The sequence below is a fragment of the Kitasatospora sp. NPDC101108 genome, assembly GCF_055584725.1.
Window position 1 is genome coordinate 106431 of the sequence record NZ_JBVJLM010000020.1, and the last position, 15944, is coordinate 122374.

Consider the following 15944-nt stretch of genomic DNA (forward strand, 5'->3'; position numbering starts at 1 on the left):
CCGACGAAGGGAACAGCCTTGACCACCAAGCCGAGCGCGTTGCGCGCCGATGCCCGCCGCAATCGGGAGCGCATCCTCGAAGCGGCCGTACGCGCCTTCTCCGAGAAGGGCCCGGACGTCGCGATCGACGCGATCGCCAAGGCCGCCGGCGTCGGCTCGGCCACGCTCTACCGCCACTTCCCGACGCGCGAGGCGCTGGTCGAGGCGGCCTACCGCAACGAGCTGGCCCGGGTCTGCGACAGCGCCGCGAAGCTGCTCGCCGACCATGCGCCGGACCGGGCGATCCGCCTGTGGATGGACGACTTCATCGACTACGTGGCTGCCAAGCAGGGCATGGCCGACGCGCTCCGGGCCGCGGTGGCATCCGGTGCGGACCCGTTCGCCGAAACCCTCGACAGGCTCGGCACCGCGCTCGACAGCCTGCTGCGCGCCGGGGCCGAGGCCGGTCTCCTGCGCCCGCACATCGACCCCCTCGATGTCGGCTTCAGCCTGGCCGGCGTCGCACTGATCACCAGCGCTCCCGACCAGCGCGAACGGGCGGGCCGCCTCCTCGACCTGCTCCTCGACGGCCTCCGGTACGGAGCGGACCGGCCCGCGTCCAGCTCCTGACCCCACTCCGGCCAGGCCGCCGGCCGGCCGGTGAGCACAAGGAGCACGACGGTCCGGACCGCTACGCGGCCGGCCGAGCGACCGAGGCCACGGACGCCCTCCGCGGTGCCGAACAGCGCTGCACCTCCTTCACCACCACACTCGCGGACGGCACGAAGATCCGGGAGACCGCGTCGGTCACACCAGCCGGGGTGCCGGCTGACGACAGCCTCCTGGTCCACTTCGGCCGTTCCCCGTCGGTCGGGTGTGGTGGCGGTCTCAAGGGGTGGTCAGTGCTCTTGACTCAGCGTGATGGCGGTGGGCCGGTGGGTGATGTGGCCGGGGCCTGTCCCGTGAGTGCGCTCACAGGGGAATGGGGTGCACGACGGCGGATAGTGATGTCCGTTTTAATCCACTTTGAGACTGTTTGACGAGGGACTCAAGCGCGTTGACGCAGGTCGGAAGGGTCGGCGGGGATCGGCCGGCTCGGGGCAGCCCGCCTCTCGGATCGGTGCCGGCTCGCTCCGGCTACGACTGCGGATCGTAAGAAGGGGGTCTTGGCGAGCGCCGATCCGGTCTGGCAACTTGGCATTCGTCGTCAGTCACACCGGCTCCTGTCCCGCCGGTGAACGGCTTACCGCCGAGTCACGTCCCGCGACCGTCATGGCCCCTGTCCGGCCACGGTCCAGGACGGGACGCGACCCGGCCCAACCCGATTGAGGTCTTGCTCTACATGCCCGCTTTCAAGCTCCGTATGCGTACCTCTGCCGCGATTCTTGCCGGCGCCGCCGGTGTGACCGCCCTGGGTGCCGCCGTGGTCCCCACCATGGCCTCGGCCGCGGACGCCTCCCCGCAGGCCATCGCCGCCCAGATCGTCCCGGCGGACCAGCTGGCCTCGTTCAGCCAGATCGTGTCGCACGAATCCGGCTGGAACGTGACCGCGACCAACCCGAGCTCGGGCTCCTACGGGCTGGGCCAGGCGCTGCCGGCCTCCAAGATGGCCTCCGCCGGCGCGGACTGGAAGACCAACCCGGCCACCCAGATCAAGTGGACGCTGGACTACATGAACACCCGCTACGGCAGCCCCAACGCCGCCTGGTCCTTCTGGCAGACCCACCACTGGTACTGAGCCGACCACATCGTCTCCTCCCCCCGTGCCTCGGGGTCGGACAGGGGCCACCGAGGTGACCACGAGGGCCTGTGCCCGCACAAGCGTGCGGGCACAGGCCCTCGTGGCGTTTCCCCGCCATCGGCACGTCGGCGCACTGCCCACCGGATCCTCCGCCTTGGTCTTCCCACCCCCACACGGCCCGCCACTTGCCCCGCTGACCAGCCCGCGATCGGGCGGCAACTGCGGGTCGACGCGGGCCGCGGCCGTGTGGATGGCTGGTCCGCGCCGGGACCTGGGGGCTGAAGCCGAGCCGGTGCATCAGCCTGGTGGCGCCTGAGACGCTGTACGAGACGTGGACCTTCCGCCCGATCAACGTGGCCACCCGCGAGGCCGTCCACACCTGGTCCTCCACCCAGCCGTGCGCGGCCGGGCCCTGGTCCAGGTACGCGGCGAGTTTCTCCAGGCAGCGCGGCGACCGGCGGCACCCTGCCCAAGGTCATGCTTGTTTCGACGCGCCTGCTGGTGCGGTCATCGCCCGCGGCGCGGGAGCGGGGCGCTGCGGGCGGATGCCAAGGTTTCGCTGGATGCGGCCGGGCAGCGGGTACTGGCCGACTTGTGCGGGGTCGGCGAGGAGGGCGGCCGTTGCCGGGCACGGGCATGGGCAGGCAGGTGCCCATGCCCGGCATGCGGCACGGTCCGGTGGCTCGGAATCACGGAGGCGTTCCGTGGCCGGTCCGGTCGCCATCCGGCCGACGGTTCCCGCGGCCGACGGGCGGAGGGGTGCGCGGTCGCAGGCGCTCGCCCTGGGGTCCGAACATGATCAGGTACTCGACGGGCCCGCCGGAGCCGGCGTTCGCCACCCCGTGCGGGGTGCGGGTGTCGAACTCGGCAACGTCCCCGGCGGTCAGGACGAGGTCCTGGTCGCCGAGCGCGAGCCGCAGCCGCCCGTACAGGACGCACAGCCACTCATAGCCGTCGTGGGAGACCTGACGGGGCCGCGCGGGCGGGTCCTCGACGGCGGGCAGGACGTGCTTGTGGGCGTGCAGGCCGCCGACGTACCGGGTCAGCGGTAGCACCGCCTTGTCGTCGCCGAAGCTCAGCGGCGCCCTGGCGGGCGGCTCGGCCGCGGGGGCGGGGGCGGTGCCGGCCAGTTCGTCCAGGGAGACGCCGTACTCCTTCGACAGTTGCAGCAGCACCTCCAGCGTCGGCTTGCGCCGGCCGGTCTCGATCCGGGACAGCGTGCTCGGGGAAATGCCCGTCGCGCAGCTGACCCCGGTGAGCGTGACGCCGCGCTGCTCGCGCGCGGCCCGCAGCCGGGGGCCCATCGCCGCCAGCGCGGCGGCCACGTCCTCGCTCGTCACCCTTCCTGCCCCCTTCCAACGCGGCGCTCTATCGGGCTGTCCTGCGACTTTGCCAGAATGGCAAGGGTAGTCGCGCCGGACGGCGGCCGCGTCGCATGATCGACGGGCAGCCACGTCCACCCGCGAACCCAGGAGCAGCCCCATGCAGTCCGAGCCGTCCGCCGAGGTCCGCCACCGCACCGTCGAGGCTCCGGCCGGGCGCCTGCACCTGGTCGAGCAGGGCGCCGGCCCGCTGGTCCTCCTCGTGCACGGCTTCCCCGAGTCCTGGTACTCCTGGCGCCGCCAGCTCCCGGCTCTGGCGGCGGCGGGGTACCGGGCGGTGGCGATCGACGTGCGGGGCTACGGCCGTTCCTCCAAGCCGGAGGCGACCGGTGCCTACCGGATGCTCGATCTGGTGGAGGACAACGTCGCCGTCGTGCGCGCCCTCGGCGAGGACAGCGCAGTGGTCGTCGGCCACGACTGGGGCTCCAACATCGCCTCCGCCTCCGCCCTGCTCCATCCCGAGGTCTTCCGCGCCGTCGCCCTGCTGAGCGTCCCCTACGCGCCGCTCGGCGGCCCCCGCCCCACCGATGTCTTCGGCCGGATCGGCGGCCCCGAGCAGGAGTTCTACGTCTCCTACTTCCAGGAGCCCGGCCGCGCCGAGGCGGAGATCGAGCCCGACGTCCGGGGCTGGCTCGCGGGCTTCTACGCGGCCCTGTCCGCCGACACCATGCCGGCCCCGAGTGAGCCCGACCCGCACTTCGTCACCCGCGGCGGTGGCCGACTGCGCGACCGCTTCCCCACGGGGGTCCTGCCGGCCTGGCTGAGCAAGGACGAACTCGACGTCTACGCCGGGGAGTTCGAGCGCACCGGTCTGACCGGTGCCCTCAACCGCTACCGCAACATGGACCGCGACTGGGAAGAACTCGCCCCGTACCGCGGAGCCCCGATCGAGCAGCCGTCCCTGTTCATCGGCGGCGCCCTGGACGCCTCCACCACGTGGATGTCCGATGCCATCGACGCCTACCCCACCACCCTCCCCGGCCTGTCGGCCTGCCATCTGCTGGAGGCTTGCGGCCACTGGATCCAGCAGGAGCGCCCCGACGAGGTCAACCGCCTGCTGACCGACTGGCTCGCCACCCTCCCGGGCTGAACCGCACGGGACGCCTGGGTTCCGTCGGCCGACCGGCCGACCGGCCGACACCGAACCGGCCGCACCACCTCCGCTGTCAGGCGCTGGAGGGCGCCATCAGCCGAAGTTCTGGATCACCGCACTGCATGCCAGGCCACACATCACGCTCACGGCGGCTGCGACGAAGCGCCATGGAGCCCAGCGCATCCGGGGCGGCAGGACCCAGGCAGCCACGATGAGCACCAACTGTGCGCCCATCAGGCCGTGGGCAGCGTCGTACTGCAGGCCCCAGTCCCGCCCGCAGGCACCTCGTGGAGTGCACTGGTCGACCTCGACCGCGCGCACCAGGGCGAAGTACCAGTAGAGGATCTGGCAGAGCGGCAGCAGAACCGTCGCGACGAGCGGAAACTTCCACGCGTCACGGTCGTGCGGTGACGATGCGGATTCGGCCGGGATGGTGTCCATACGCCGATTCCACCGTGTCGAACCGGACCGCACATGAGCGCGACTACTCAGTCGGGACGGATCAGGTACCCAGTGATCTCCACCCACACGACGCGGCGGCGGCCCGGCACCACCAGCCGAAGACGGTCCCGGCGCATGCCTGTTCAGCGCCGGGTAAGCGGGTCAGGGCGTTCGCAGCAGGATCTCGCCGGTCGAAGGGTCAGCGATGACGGCGACGTCCGAGGTGAAGAAGAATCCGATCTCTTCGTCCTCGACGAACGGGCTGACGTTGGTCGTCACGTGCGCGTACTCATCCCCGATGTCGTATCCGCAGGCACTGTTGAGGACCACCAGCCGCATGCCATCCCGCAGGACGACCTCCGTCGACAGTCCGTCCCGTTCCTGGAGCAGATCGACAATCGCCGTATCACGCGGCGCGGGCTGGGGCGGGAACATCGTGCCAGCTTGCCACACCGGCCCACCGGCCGTGGCGGGCCAGCCTTCGGCCTGCCGGGCAAGGAGGGCCAGGAGCCGGGCCTGGACGGCGCCGGCAGGCCCCACCACCCCGCCGGCGAGCGTCGCATGCGGGGTTGTCTGGACCTTTGGTTGGGCCTGTCCGGAATGCGGGTGGAGGGAGAGCTACTTCTCTCCGTGGCTCGCACGCGCCACCGTGTCCCCGCCGCCTACGCCGCGCTCCGGGGCGCCCGACAGTCCCGGGCGGTCACACGGTGTCGAGGGCGGCGTTGGCGCTCTGGCCGGCGGCGGTTTGCTCGATTCGCCGGGCGAGCATGACTGCCATCTTCTGCAGCTTGGGAACGTCCGACGGTCCCGTGACCAGGACGCCTGCGAACGTGGTACCCACCCGCATGAGAAGGAGGTTGCCGGTGCTGCTGCTGAACGTGCCGCTGTAGGCGGTGGTTTCGTTGCCGACCATCCCGACGGACAGCGGGGAGGCGTTCTTCCCGTACTTCTTCACGCTCGTCGCGAGGTAACTGCTCGCCTCCGCCGCGGTGGCGAAGGTGGTGATCTTGAACGAGGCCTTCGCGGTACCGGCCACGAAGTCAGCGTTGCCGTCGAGCTTGCAGCCGGGACAGTCGTCGCCGTCCTCCTCGCTGACCTGGCTGACCGCCTGGTTGACCTCCTTGTGGTGGGCCGTCCAGCCGGGCATGGACGCTGGGTCCGGAAGGGTCTTCTTGAGCGCGTCCTCATCGGCGAGCACGCTCGGGAAGTCCACCCACTTCTGCGGCACCGCAGCGGCTGACGGGCCGGCGGCCGGGCTGGAGCTGCAGGAGCTCAGCGCACCCGCCAGCAGGATCGATGCCATACCCACGCCCAGCCCCTGCGCTGCGGCAACAACCCGTCCGGCCATGTGAAATCCCCTGTTCGCGTTGATCGCCCGCCCGGGCATCCGCACCCGCACAAGATGCCGACGATCGAGCGAATTTTCAAGATCGTTCGATGATACGTCAGTTGTCCTGCAAACTACGACCAGCGAAGGCGGCCACCGGAATCCGTTCCGCCACAGGTTCTCTGAGGGGACGTCAGTTCCGGTCATCGCTTCCTTGGTGATCCCGCGGCGGTGCGCCGGCACCCACGGAGCCGGCCTCATGGTCGCCGGTTGCGGGCCGGGTGTCCGGATGGGGGTCGGGACCAGCCCCGTTGCACGGCGCGCCGCCCAGACCGGCGAAGGCGGTGTCGACGAGGGTGTCGATGCGGACTGCCTCTGGCGCGCGCTGGGTGAGCAGCCAGCGGTGGTAGACCGGGCCGTACAGCAGCTCGGTGGCAAGCTCGACGTCGACGTCCGCGCGGATCTGGCCCCGCTGTTGGGCGAGTTCGATGCGCTCTGCGGCCCGAACCATCATGGGCCGGATGAGACGCTCCCGCAGGGCCTCCGCGAGGGCGGGGTCGTGCTGCGCCTCGCCGATGAGGGCGCGGTAGTGCTCGCCCACCGGTGAGGTGGCGAGGTTACGCGCTGCCGCCTTCATCTGCGCCTTGAGGTCGGCCACCACGTCACCGGTGTCGGGGAAGGGCGCGGACTGGCCCCAGATCCCCAGCAGACCGTCCAGCAGGACGGCTCCCTTGGAGGGCCACCAGCGGTAGATGGTGTTCTTGCCGACGCCGGCACGGGAGGCGATGCCCTCGATGCTGAGCTTCGCGTAGCCGATCTCCTGGCACAGGTCCAGCGCGGCCCGGAGCACGGACTTGGCGGCTTGCTCGCTGCGGCGGTCGGGACGACGAGAAGACATGGTCGTGAGCCTACCGCACCGGCGGCACGGATCGTTCCGTCTTGACAGGTCGTCAGGCGCGCTGCATCCTCGGTGCCGCAGCGCGAAACGGAACGGTCCGTGCCGCCATCAGCCCAGCCGACTCCGTCACCACCGGAGCGTCCGGGCACGTCACGAAGCGAGGGGAACATGCTCAAGATCGCAGTCATCGTCGGGTCCACCCGACCCGGCCGCCGCGGCCGGATGGTCGCCGAGTGGGTCGCCGAGGCCGCCGGCCGCGAGCGCCCGGAGGCGCGGTTCGAGATCGTGGACCTGGCCGACCACCCACTGCCGCTCCTGGACGAGGAACGCCCCGCTCTGTTCCGCCAGTACGCCAAGGAGCACACGGTCAGCTGGGCCGAGACCATCGCCGACTTCGACGGGTTCGTCTTCGTGACCCCCGAGTACAACCACTCCGTCCCCGGTGCACTGAAGAACGCGCTGGACTTCCTGTACGCGGAGTGGAACGACAAGGCGGCCGGCATCGTCAGCTACGGCTTGCACGGCGGCACCCGCGCCGCCGAACACCTCCGGCTGATTCTGGCCGAACTGCGGGTCGCCACGGTTCGCACCCAGGTCGTCCTGTCCCTCTTCAACGACTTCACGCTCGGCGACCCGGCCGAGCCGGGCGCCTTCACCCCGGGCCCGCACCAGGGCAAGACCCTCACCGAACTGCTGGACGACGTCATCGTCTGGTCCCGGGCGCTGCGCACCGTCCGCGAAGGAGCCCTGACATGACCGGACACCCTACGGACACCGACCCTACGGACACCGGTCCGGCCGGCCCCCTCACGGAGTCCGCGCTCGACGAACTGGCCGCGACGGCCGCCGGCGCGGCCGTCGTCGGTCTCGGCGAGTCCACCCGCTTCTCACGCGAGACCTTCGAGATCCGGGACCAACTCTTCCGCCGCCTGGTCCGCAACCACGGCTTCCGGACGCTGGCCGTGCAGGACTCCGCCGACGCCGCCGCCGACCTCGACCGGTACGTACGAGGGGGAGCGGGCTCGGCTGCGTCCGCCCTCGACGGTTCCTGGCGCCCGTGGCGCACGGGTCAGATGGTGGCGGCGCTGCAATGGATCCGGGCGTTCAACCTGGACCACCCCGACGACCCCGTCCGGATCTTCGGCGTCAAGCCCGCCCAGGCGCACCCCGACGACTACGACGCCGTCCTCGCCCACGTCGCCCGCACGGCACCGGAACGGCTGACCCAGCTGGAATCCCACCTGGACCCGATCCGGACCGCGCACGACACCGACGAACACGTGCAGCGCGCCCGCGGCACGCATCCGGGGCGCCCGTTCGCCGACCACGCCCGCGACGCGCTCACGCTGGTCGAGTCGCTGACCGGGAACGCCGCCGACGGCGACGCCCTGGCCCGGATGCGCCGGATCCTCGACTTCCACCAGCGCAGCGTCGCAGGGCGCGGTAGCTACGCCGGCGAGGCCGCCGACTGGGCCGAGACCGTCATCGACCACGAGCGAAGCGGTCGGCCTGTCGCCTTCTGGGACGGCATCGCCCACACCTGCGCGGCACCGGTCACGCTCGGACTGGCGCCCGAGCGCGGTCCACAGCCCACCGTCGGCAGCCTCCTGCGCGAGCGGTACGGGTCGCGGTACCTCTCCGTGGCGATCGGTTTCCACCACGGGGACCTCGGCGTCGCCACCGTGCCGGCCCCGGCTCCCGAACTGCTCGACGCACGGCTCGGCGGAGCCGGACTTGCCTCCTGCTGGCTGGACCTGCGTCACGGCGCCTGCCCGCAGTGGCACGGACCGGCGAAGGCACGGGTCATCAGCGGCGTCTACGAACCGTCCCGCGACTCCCGCGAGTACCTCTCCGTCGATTCCCTCGCCGACGCGTTCGACGTGCTGGTCCAGGTCCGCAGCACGAGCCCGGTGGACCGGCTGTCCTGAGCGTGGACGGCCGCCCCGCGCACGTCCCGGCGAGAAGCGGCAACCGCGTCCCGCTGCCCACACCACACCACCCACCCCGCCGACCGGAAGGAGCAGTTCATGGACCTCACCGGCCACCGCATCGTCATCACGGGGGCGGGACGCGACTTCGGCCGTGCCCTGGCCCACCACTTCGCCGGCCTGGGCGCCGAACTCTTCCTCGCCGCCCGTACTTCGGCAGCGGCCGAGGCCACCCGTCGAGAGATCCGGGACCGCGGCCACCAGCAGGTTCACGCCTTCGCCTGCGACCTGTCCGTCCCCGCCTCGATCCGTTCCTTCGCCGACGAACTCGGCGAGCGCACCGACCGCATCGACGTCCTGGTCAACAACGGCGCCCGCTGGCTCGAAGGCCCCGACCTGCTGTCGGCCTCCGACGAGGACGTGGCCGACACGATCGCCTCGGGCGGCACCGGAACCATTCTGGTCACCAAGAACCTGCTGCCCCTGCTCCTCGCTTCCCCGCGCCCCGACGTCGTCACCCTGGTCTCCACCTGCGGTCTCCCCGGCGCCCACCACGCCAGGGCCCACGAGGCGTACTACGCCGTCAAGAACGCCCAGCGCGGCTTCACCGAGGCGCTCTCCCGCCGCCTGCGACCCCACGGCGTACGGGTCATCTCCCTCTTCCCGCCCGACTTCGACAGCTCCCGCGACATCCTCGCTCCGGAGTGGGACTCCGTCTCGCGTGACACCCACAGCCCCCTCACCGCCCAATCGGTGATCGACTGCATCACTTTCGCGATCCGGCAGCCCCGGGACTGCTTCATCAACGCCTTCCACTTCGAGCCGGTCAGCGTGACCTCCGCCCCGTAGTGCTCCCGTCGTGGCATGGCGGGCATCTCGGTGACTTCATGGCCACGGTCTTCGCGCCCTTGTCGCGCAAGGTCCGGCGTTCGCAGGGGAGGTACCGGCTGCGCGGACCGGCGCCGGGCGGGCGGCGCGAACCGCCCGCCCGGCGGGGGCGACTGCCCGGGATCTTCCCCCAGGGCCTGTGACGCTCTCCTCGGACAGGTCGACCGGCTCCCGCGCACCGCAGGCCTCAGTACGCGACCGTCCGCGTGACCGCCGCCCGGGCGCCGACGAGGATGCGGCGTTCCAGGCCGTCGTGGTGAACGGTCGCGTTGATGGTGGACGGACAGCCGAGGTGGTCGCCCGTGTCGACGGTGAGGCGGCCGGTCCCGGATCCGGCCGTGTACGCGGCCAGGCAGGCCGTGCTGTTGGCGTTCGCCACGTCCTCGGCGATGCCGATCGACGGCGCGAACATCCGGGCTGCCGCCCGGCCGTGCCGGTCGGGGAGCGAGTAGGCGAAGCAGCCCAGCAGGCCGTAGCGGTCACAGGCCCCGCGCAGCAGGGTGACGTCCGGGACGAGTCCGGCCAGCACGGCGCGGGACCGAATGGGCAGCAGCAGCCTCGGCCGCCCGTTCGACGCCACGACTGCGTCTCCGGCGACCGCGTCTCCGGCCAGTCCGATGCCGTCCGCGATCGCCTCCAGTTCGGGTCCCCCGGCGTGGCGCAGGCTGACGGGGCCCGGGTCGAACGACGCCGTCAGGCCGTCACCGTCTCGGACGGCCCGGCCGTCGAAGCTGCGGTGGGCCGTGCGCAGGACGGCGCGGTAGTCGTCGGCGCCCTCGCGTTCGGCGAGCAGGGCGAGGGCGGCGACGGTGCCGTGCCCGCAGGCGGGCAGTTCGCCCGTGGCGGTGAAGAACCGGAGCCTGTACGAGGGCCGGCCGTGCTCGGTTCCGGTCGCGCGGAGGAAGACGGCGTGCGACGTACCCAGCTCGGTGGGAATGCGGCACCGCTCCTCATCCGTCAACGGCGCGTCGTCCAGCACGGCGGTCGGGCTGCCGCCCCCGCGCTGCCGCTGACACGCGGCGACGATCGCTACCGCGGGCACGGCACCGGGCCGGCGGTCCGTGCCACCGCCGAGGGAAAGCGTGTCGTGGTCATCTCGTCTCCAGCTCCGAGTGGGCGTTGAGCGCGGTGGCCGCCAGGCTCGCCTGCTGCGGCACAGTCGGGTGGTCGGGCCGCTCGCCACGACAACCCCTCCGTTTCGATTTCCGAAGCGCTCGCCGATGGTAGCGTGTCGGAATTCGAAGCACCAACCATGGAGAGCCGGTCTTCACGCCATGCCAACTCCCAAGCCCGGCAAGCCTGTTCGCGGCTCGACCAGCGGCCGCCCACTCATGGCCGCACTCGACCTGTTCGGGCGGCGCTGGAGCCTGCGCATCCTCTGGGAGCTGCGCAGCGGCCCCCTTGGATTCCGCCCCCTGCAGAAGCAGTGCGACGACATGTCCTCCAGCGTGATGCGGCAGCGCCTGACCGAACTGGCGGACGCCCACGTCGTGCGCCAACTGCCCGACAGCCGGTACGAGCTCACTCCCCTGGGGCAGGACGCCCGCCTCGCACTCGACCCCCTCGCCCAGTGGTCGAAACGCTGGGCAGCAGCGCTCGACCCGCAACCGGCACGCCGCACCGATGACCAGGACGCCGCCCACGCCTCCCACCGCGACACCGCGGACGAGGATGCGGCCGAGAGGGGTACCGCCGACTGACGCCAGCGCGGCTCGCGCGCCCTCGGGCGACGGCAGCGAGCCCGGAATCCTCCTCGGCACCTACCGCTTCGAATTTCGAAGCGGTAGCATCGCGGGCCGCCGGCAACGCTTCGATATTCGAAGCGAATCGGCTCGACCGTTCGACCGAAGGGGCGGCATGACTCAGCAGGGATTCGCCACAGATCGATCCGTGATCCTCAGGTGGAAGGAGCCGGGCCCGCTCTTCGCCACCGACCCGCAGCAGAGCGGCCTGCAGTACCTTCGAGGCCTCGTCAGCGGCGAGATCGCTCCACCACCTGTCGCGCAAGTACTCGGCATCACCGTGGAGAGCGCCGAACCCGGCCGGGTGCGGTTCGCCATGCCGGCGCCCGACTTCCTCGCCAACCACCTCGGCGTTCTCGCCGGCGGCATCCTCTCGACCGTCATCGACGCCGCCCTCGGGTGCGCCGTGCTGTCGGCCGTCCCTGCTGAGCAGGACATCGTCACCCTCGATCTCAGCGTCGACTTCCTGCGTCCGGTGGCGGCACCGGGCGGCCCGGTGACGGTCGATGCGGAGGTGGTCCACCTCGGCCGCAACCGCGGTCTGGCGACCTGCCGCGCGCTCGACGCGGACCGGCGGTTGTGCGCGGTCGGCAGGAGCACCTGCATGATCCGCCCCAAGTCCCGGCCCGCGCCCGCCGACCCGCCGACCGACACCGCGCCCGCCGACCCGCCGACCGACACCGCGTCCGGCCCCGACCTGAACCGATGAGCCCACCGCCCCCTCTCCTTGCGAGGTGAATGGCGTTCACTTATGGTGGTGAACGCCATTCACCTTCGAGGAGGTTCCGCTGTGCCCGCTGACCCGCATCCGCCGACGTCTGCGACCGTCGGTCGTGGCGTCGTGGCCGTTCTGGCGGCCGGCGGCATCGTCACCACGCTGGTGCAGACCGCGGTCGTGCCGCTGCTGCCGCAGTTGCCCCGGCTGACCGGCGCGACGCCGGTCGATGTCGGATGGGTGGTCACGCTCACGCTGCTGACCGGCGCGGTCGCCACGCCGCTGCTGGGGCGTGCCGGAGACATGTACGGCAAGCGGCGGATGCTGCTGTTCGCGCTCGGGGCGCTCACCGCCGGGTCCCTGGTGTGCGCATTCGCCTCCACCCTCCCGTGGCTGTTGCTGGGACGGGCCCTGCAGGGTGTGGGCGCGGCGGTGGTGCCGCTGTCGATCAGTCTCCTGCGGGGGCTGCTGCCGCCGCAGCGGACGGGCTCCGCGGTGGCGCTGATGAGTTCGACGGTGGGCATCGGCGCGGCTCTCGGCCTGCCGCTGGCCGCGCTGCTGGTGCAGTACGCGGACTGGCACGCGATGTTCTGGGCCATGACGGTGCTCTCGGCGGGAGTGCTCGCCCTGGCGTGGCGGCTGCTGCGGGAGGAGCCGGTCCGGTCACCAGGGCGTTTCGACCTGCTCGGGGCGTGCGGGCTGAGTGCGGGGCTGGTGCTCCTGCTCCTGGCGTTGTCCAAGGCGGGTGAGTGGGGCTGGGGCAGTCGGCGGCTCCTGGGCATGTCGGGGGCGGCGCTGCTGATCCTGGCGGGTTGGACCGTCCAGCAGCGCCGCGCGCCGCGGCCGCTGGTGGACGTGCGGCTCGCGATGCGTCCGGCGGTTCTGCTGCCGCACCTGGCCGCGTTGCTGGCCGGGTTCGCCTTCTACGCCAACTCCCTCGTCACCGCGCAACTGGTCCAGGCGCCCCGGGCCACCGGGTACGGCCTGGGGCTCTCGGTGGTGGCGGCGGGTGCCTGTCTACTGCCCAGCGGTGTGATCATGGTGGTGTGCGCTTCCGTGTCCGCCCGCCTGTCCGCCGCCCGCGGGGCCAGGGCCACCCTCGCCCTGGGCACGGTGGTCATCGCGGCCGGCTACGGTCTGCGCTACGCCGACAGCCGGTCACTGTGGGCGGTCATCGCGGGCGCGGCCGTGGTATCGGTCGGCACGGCGCTCTCCTACTCCGCCCTGCCCATGCTGATCATGCGGGCCGTGCCGTTGGAGCAGACCGCCGCGGCGAACGGCCTCAACGTCCTCATGCGCACCATCGGGCAGGCCCTGTGCAGCGCGGTGGTCGCCACCGTGCTGGCCCAGCACACCCGCCCGGTCACCGGCCCGGCGGGCGTGGCCGTGACGGCGCCGACCTTGGAGGGGTACCGCGTGGCCTTCGCCGCGGCAGGCGCGGTCGCGCTGCTGGCCTGCGCGGCCGCCTGCCTCGTCCCGCGCCAACCGCGACCCGAGCCGTTCCCCCTCCAGGAGACTGAACACGATGCCCGACCCGAGCCCCGCCTCCTCGCGCAGCGCCCGCCCGCGACCGTCGTCCAGGAATCTGCCGGCACCGTCGCCGACGGCCGACCCGGTCCCGAATCGGCCGACGCGACCGCGTGATGCCGACGCCCGCCGCGCGGACATCCTCGCCGCAGCCCGCCGTGCCTTCGCACGCCACGCCTACGCCGACACCACCATCGCCGCCATCGCCGAGGACGCAGGCGTCAGTCCGGCACTGGTCATGAAGTACTACGGCACCAAGGAAAACCTGTTCACCCAGGTCTTCACCTTCGACGCCGACGCCACCGCCCTCTTCGACGCACCCCTGGACCGCCTCGCCCGGCACATGGTCCTGCACCTGCTCGCCACCCAACGCGGCCAGACCCGCGACCCGATCCTGCGCATCGCCTTCTCCCGCCACCACCTGGAGCTCGGCGGACAGGCACGAGCCAATTTCCGCGCGCAGGTCATCGACGCCCTCGCCGCCCGCCTCCCCGGCCCAAGCGCCCCGCTGCGAGCGGAGATGGCCGTCGGCGTGCTGCTCGGCCTCGGCGCCCTCTACGCAACAGTCCAAGCCGACCAGCTCACCCGACTGGACCCCGACGAGGTCGCAGACCTGTACGTCCCGCTCCTACAGCCCCTGCTCTGCGGCGGGACCCCGGCGGACCGCTGAGCGAAGCGACGAGGCGCTGCGTCGGTGCTTTGCTGACGTGCCTCGGCCCCGTGGACGGCCACGGCAGCCAGGTCGTGAGCGTGGCGGCGACCTGCCGGGCCGCCGCCGTCAACCGAGCTTGGACACCTGGTAGTGGCTGATGTACCAGCGGTCGGCCGCCTGCTTGACCACCAGGCTCAGGTTCACCGTGAGCGTCGGCCGGTCGGTGAACGAGAAGTCGACACTCGTGTAGCCGAGCACCACGCCGTCGGCCAGCTGCCTGGTTTCGAGAATCCGGTAGTCGGCGGTCATCCCGAGCGGCTGGGAGCCGTAGTAGTCGGCGATGCCGCGACGACCGACGGTGTACGGATGGAGGCCCTGGAAGATCGCGTCCTCGGCGAAGCAGGAGGCGGCCCGCTCGGGCTCGTGCGCATCGACCGCCGCCTTCCACTCGTCGAGGATGTCACGAAGGATCTTCCCGTTGTCCGTTGTGCTGCTCGTCGGAGTCGTGGCGCCGCCGGCGTGGTCGGGGTCGCTCGGGTGGGGCGAGAGCGGGGTGACCTCGTCGGTGCGCCAGATGCGCAGCGGCATGGAGGCCAGGACCTCGTCGAGCCGGCCGCCGTCGTCGGCGGCGAAGAGCCCGAGGCTGCGCCACTCGCCCGGTCGCAGGGGAGGCCGCCACAGGCGGAGCAGGTGTCCCTGTGCCGCGAGTTCACGTGCCCGTACGGCCTCGCGGGCGCGGATGTCCTCGACAGCCTGCTCCGAGGTTCCGTCCGGGACGTGGGTGGTCATCGTGACGAGGAATTCCATGATCACCTCTTTCGGGGAGCCGGCCGTACGGGAGCCCGCCGCGCGGTTGGCCGACGCGCCTCTTCCCAGTCTGCTCCGGCCAGGTCGGGCGGTCCTGACGAGCAAACCCCGGACGGCCTCGTCAGCTCGGCAGGCAGGCCGCCAGGCTGGGCGGGGCGGGCGGCCGGGCGGCCGGGCGGCCGGGCGGAGCCCATCTGCAGGCGCCGCAGGCCACCACCCGACCCGACTCGGATTTTCCGGCTGCCTTGGTCGGCCCTCCGGGCTGCACAGATGCCACCCCGCGCCCGGAGCAGGGGTGCTGCGCCCAACTCCCCTTCACCTGGCGGGCGATGCCTGCGTCGTGGAGGGGGATCCGTCAGGGGTGCCTCCACGGGTGCCCCAGTGGCGGGCAACCCATCCGCCGATCAGGTCCAGGACGTGGGCGCTCACCGGCTGCCGGACGGCGCGCCGGTAGCCCTTGGGGCCAAGGGATCGCGGGTCCGGGCGGAAGAGGTGGCTGAGGCCGGCCAGGACGTGCCCTTCGAAGGGACCGTGCACCAGACGGCCGATGGCGTCCACGTCCCCCGGTGGGACCTGCAGATCGGCGCCGCCCGTGACCGCGAGGAGCGGAACCGTGATCCGGGCGAGGTCCGGCACGGGATCGTGGGCGATGAATTGACGTCCTCCCGGCCCTAAAGGACCGGGATTCCTGCCACGGTCGTCTGACCGTCTCGGTGGGTTCCTGCTTCGCGGCGCTGTGCCGGGACGAGTCCCGGTCTTACCCGCGCTCCACAGGCGTTTAGCCTGTCCGCCCGTCCGGCGGCCAGGATGTTGCGTGCGGCGTT

General features: G+C 71.8%; 17 protein-coding genes and 2 pseudogenes. 10 read left to right on the forward strand and 9 right to left on the reverse strand.

The genetic code is table 11. The annotated features are described in order from the left end of the window. Positions 1 to 18 precede the first annotated feature (18 nt). Together ACZ6Z8_RS31625 and ACZ6Z8_RS31630 are read left to right on the forward strand one after the other, a co-directional pair. The gene (locus ACZ6Z8_RS31625; RefSeq protein ID WP_465613466.1) at positions 19 to 609 is read left to right on the forward strand and encodes a TetR/AcrR family transcriptional regulator; all 591 of its coding nucleotides are present in this window, start codon (positions 19 to 21) and stop codon (positions 607 to 609) included. Between the two features lie 733 nt (positions 610 to 1342). Further along, positions 1343 to 1717 carry an aggregation-promoting factor C-terminal-like domain-containing protein gene (locus tag ACZ6Z8_RS31630; protein ID WP_465613467.1) on the forward strand — a complete coding sequence of 125 codons (375 nt, stop codon included), beginning with the start codon at positions 1343 to 1345 and terminating at the stop codon, positions 1715 to 1717. A gap of 262 nt (positions 1718 to 1979) precedes the next feature. On the opposite strand, the pseudogene ACZ6Z8_RS31635 reads toward ACZ6Z8_RS31630, so the two are convergent. Together ACZ6Z8_RS31635 and ACZ6Z8_RS31640 are read right to left on the reverse strand one after the other, a co-directional pair. Then, positions 1980 to 2183: pseudogene (locus tag ACZ6Z8_RS31635) on the reverse strand (helix-turn-helix domain-containing protein); the annotation flags it as partial. 226 nt (positions 2184 to 2409) lie between these two features. Continuing rightward, a complete protein-coding gene (locus ACZ6Z8_RS31640) occupies positions 2410 to 3024 on the reverse strand; it encodes a helix-turn-helix domain-containing protein (RefSeq protein ID WP_465613485.1) in 615 nt (204 codons plus the stop codon). Between the two features lie 178 nt (positions 3025 to 3202). Here ACZ6Z8_RS31640 and ACZ6Z8_RS31645 point away from each other — a divergent pair, with 178 nt between their 5' ends. Further along, positions 3203 to 4192, forward strand: coding sequence for an alpha/beta fold hydrolase (locus ACZ6Z8_RS31645; protein WP_465613468.1), 990 nt, complete (start codon positions 3203 to 3205; stop codon positions 4190 to 4192). A gap of 96 nt (positions 4193 to 4288) precedes the next feature. Here the strand turns inward: ACZ6Z8_RS31645 and ACZ6Z8_RS31650 are convergent, their stop codons facing one another. The 4 genes from ACZ6Z8_RS31650 to ACZ6Z8_RS31665 all read right to left on the reverse strand — a co-directional run bounded on the left by ACZ6Z8_RS31650 (position 4289) and on the right by ACZ6Z8_RS31665 (position 6861). Then, entirely contained in the window at positions 4289 to 4636 is a 348-nt protein-coding gene (locus ACZ6Z8_RS31650; protein WP_465613469.1) for a hypothetical protein, read from the reverse strand. A gap of 162 nt (positions 4637 to 4798) precedes the next feature. Then, a complete protein-coding gene (locus tag ACZ6Z8_RS31655; protein WP_465613470.1) occupies positions 4799 to 5179 on the reverse strand; it encodes a hypothetical protein in 381 nt (126 codons plus the stop codon). A 157-nt stretch (positions 5180 to 5336) separates the two neighbouring features. Continuing rightward, positions 5337 to 6170, reverse strand: a complete 834-nt coding sequence (locus ACZ6Z8_RS31660) for a hypothetical protein (protein ID WP_465613471.1) — start codon at positions 6168 to 6170, stop codon at positions 5337 to 5339. Continuing rightward, entirely contained in the window at positions 6157 to 6861 is a 705-nt protein-coding gene (locus ACZ6Z8_RS31665) for a TetR/AcrR family transcriptional regulator (RefSeq protein WP_465613472.1), read from the reverse strand. The genes ACZ6Z8_RS31660 and ACZ6Z8_RS31665 overlap by 14 nt, the downstream gene beginning before the upstream one ends. Before the next feature lie 168 nt (positions 6862 to 7029). Here ACZ6Z8_RS31665 and ACZ6Z8_RS31670 point away from each other — a divergent pair, with 168 nt between their 5' ends. From ACZ6Z8_RS31670 to ACZ6Z8_RS31680, 3 genes are all read left to right on the forward strand, one after another. Continuing rightward, a complete protein-coding gene (locus ACZ6Z8_RS31670; RefSeq protein ID WP_465613473.1) occupies positions 7030 to 7617 on the forward strand; it encodes an NADPH-dependent FMN reductase in 588 nt (195 codons plus the stop codon). Further along, a complete protein-coding gene (locus ACZ6Z8_RS31675) occupies positions 7614 to 8789 on the forward strand; it encodes an erythromycin esterase family protein (protein WP_465613474.1) in 1176 nt (391 codons plus the stop codon). The genes ACZ6Z8_RS31670 and ACZ6Z8_RS31675 overlap by 4 nt, the downstream gene beginning before the upstream one ends. A 99-nt stretch (positions 8790 to 8888) precedes the next feature. Next, positions 8889 to 9638 (forward strand): SDR family oxidoreductase, encoded by a 750-nt coding sequence (locus ACZ6Z8_RS31680; protein WP_465613475.1) that lies wholly within the window; start codon positions 8889 to 8891, stop codon positions 9636 to 9638. 226 nt (positions 9639 to 9864) lie between these two features. Here the strand turns inward: ACZ6Z8_RS31680 and ACZ6Z8_RS31685 are convergent, their stop codons facing one another. Continuing rightward, entirely contained in the window at positions 9865 to 10719 is an 855-nt protein-coding gene (locus tag ACZ6Z8_RS31685) for a PhzF family phenazine biosynthesis protein (RefSeq protein WP_465613476.1), read from the reverse strand. Between the two features lie 232 nt (positions 10720 to 10951). Here ACZ6Z8_RS31685 and ACZ6Z8_RS31690 point away from each other — a divergent pair, with 232 nt between their 5' ends. The 4 genes from ACZ6Z8_RS31690 to ACZ6Z8_RS31705 all read left to right on the forward strand — a co-directional run bounded on the left by ACZ6Z8_RS31690 (position 10952) and on the right by ACZ6Z8_RS31705 (position 14331). Next, entirely contained in the window at positions 10952 to 11377 is a 426-nt protein-coding gene (locus tag ACZ6Z8_RS31690; protein WP_465613477.1) for a winged helix-turn-helix transcriptional regulator, read from the forward strand. Between the two features lie 190 nt (positions 11378 to 11567). After that, positions 11568 to 12128 (forward strand): PaaI family thioesterase, encoded by a 561-nt coding sequence (locus tag ACZ6Z8_RS31695; protein ID WP_465613478.1) that lies wholly within the window; start codon positions 11568 to 11570, stop codon positions 12126 to 12128. A gap of 42 nt (positions 12129 to 12170) precedes the next feature. Beyond that, the gene (locus tag ACZ6Z8_RS31700; protein WP_465613479.1) at positions 12171 to 13778 is read left to right on the forward strand and encodes an MFS transporter; all 1608 of its coding nucleotides are present in this window, start codon (positions 12171 to 12173) and stop codon (positions 13776 to 13778) included. After that, complete coding sequence (locus ACZ6Z8_RS31705) at positions 13660 to 14331, forward strand: TetR/AcrR family transcriptional regulator (protein ID WP_465613480.1); 672 nt, start codon at positions 13660 to 13662, stop codon at positions 14329 to 14331. The genes ACZ6Z8_RS31700 and ACZ6Z8_RS31705 overlap by 119 nt, the downstream gene beginning before the upstream one ends. Positions 14332 to 14439: 108 nt before the next feature. Here the strand turns inward: ACZ6Z8_RS31705 and ACZ6Z8_RS31710 are convergent, their stop codons facing one another. Continuing rightward, complete coding sequence (locus ACZ6Z8_RS31710; protein ID WP_465613486.1) at positions 14440 to 14784, reverse strand: YybH family protein; 345 nt, start codon at positions 14782 to 14784, stop codon at positions 14440 to 14442. A gap of 69 nt (positions 14785 to 14853) precedes the next feature. Then, positions 14854 to 15120: pseudogene (locus tag ACZ6Z8_RS31715) on the reverse strand (muconolactone Delta-isomerase family protein); the annotation flags it as partial. Positions 15121 to 15944: the final 824 nt, after the last annotated feature.

What these genes read in the sequence shown, in the direction of transcription:
- ACZ6Z8_RS31630 (WP_465613467.1), top strand. Translation starts at nt 1,343, where the DNA reads ATGCGTACCTCTGCCGCGATTCTTGCCGGCGCCGCCGGTGTGACCGCC.
- ACZ6Z8_RS31640 (WP_465613485.1), bottom strand. Translation starts at nt 3,024, where the DNA reads ATGGGCCCCCGGCTGCGGGCCGCGCGCGAGCAGCGCGGCGTCACGCTC.
- ACZ6Z8_RS31645 (WP_465613468.1), top strand. Translation starts at nt 3,203, where the DNA reads ATGCAGTCCGAGCCGTCCGCCGAGGTCCGCCACCGCACCGTCGAGGCT.
- ACZ6Z8_RS31650 (WP_465613469.1), bottom strand. Translation starts at nt 4,636, where the DNA reads ATGGACACCATCCCGGCCGAATCCGCATCGTCACCGCACGACCGTGAC.
- ACZ6Z8_RS31660 (WP_465613471.1), bottom strand. Translation starts at nt 6,170, where the DNA reads ATGACCGGAACTGACGTCCCCTCAGAGAACCTGTGGCGGAACGGATTC.
- ACZ6Z8_RS31665 (WP_465613472.1), bottom strand. Translation starts at nt 6,861, where the DNA reads ATGTCTTCTCGTCGTCCCGACCGCCGCAGCGAGCAAGCCGCCAAGTCC.
- ACZ6Z8_RS31670 (WP_465613473.1), top strand. Translation starts at nt 7,030, where the DNA reads ATGCTCAAGATCGCAGTCATCGTCGGGTCCACCCGACCCGGCCGCCGC.
- ACZ6Z8_RS31675 (WP_465613474.1), top strand. Translation starts at nt 7,614, where the DNA reads ATGACCGGACACCCTACGGACACCGACCCTACGGACACCGGTCCGGCC.
- ACZ6Z8_RS31680 (WP_465613475.1), top strand. Translation starts at nt 8,889, where the DNA reads ATGGACCTCACCGGCCACCGCATCGTCATCACGGGGGCGGGACGCGAC.
- ACZ6Z8_RS31690 (WP_465613477.1), top strand. Translation starts at nt 10,952, where the DNA reads ATGCCAACTCCCAAGCCCGGCAAGCCTGTTCGCGGCTCGACCAGCGGC.
- ACZ6Z8_RS31700 (WP_465613479.1), top strand. Translation starts at nt 12,171, where the DNA reads ATGGTGGTGAACGCCATTCACCTTCGAGGAGGTTCCGCTGTGCCCGCT.
- ACZ6Z8_RS31705 (WP_465613480.1), top strand. Translation starts at nt 13,660, where the DNA reads ATGCCCGACCCGAGCCCCGCCTCCTCGCGCAGCGCCCGCCCGCGACCG.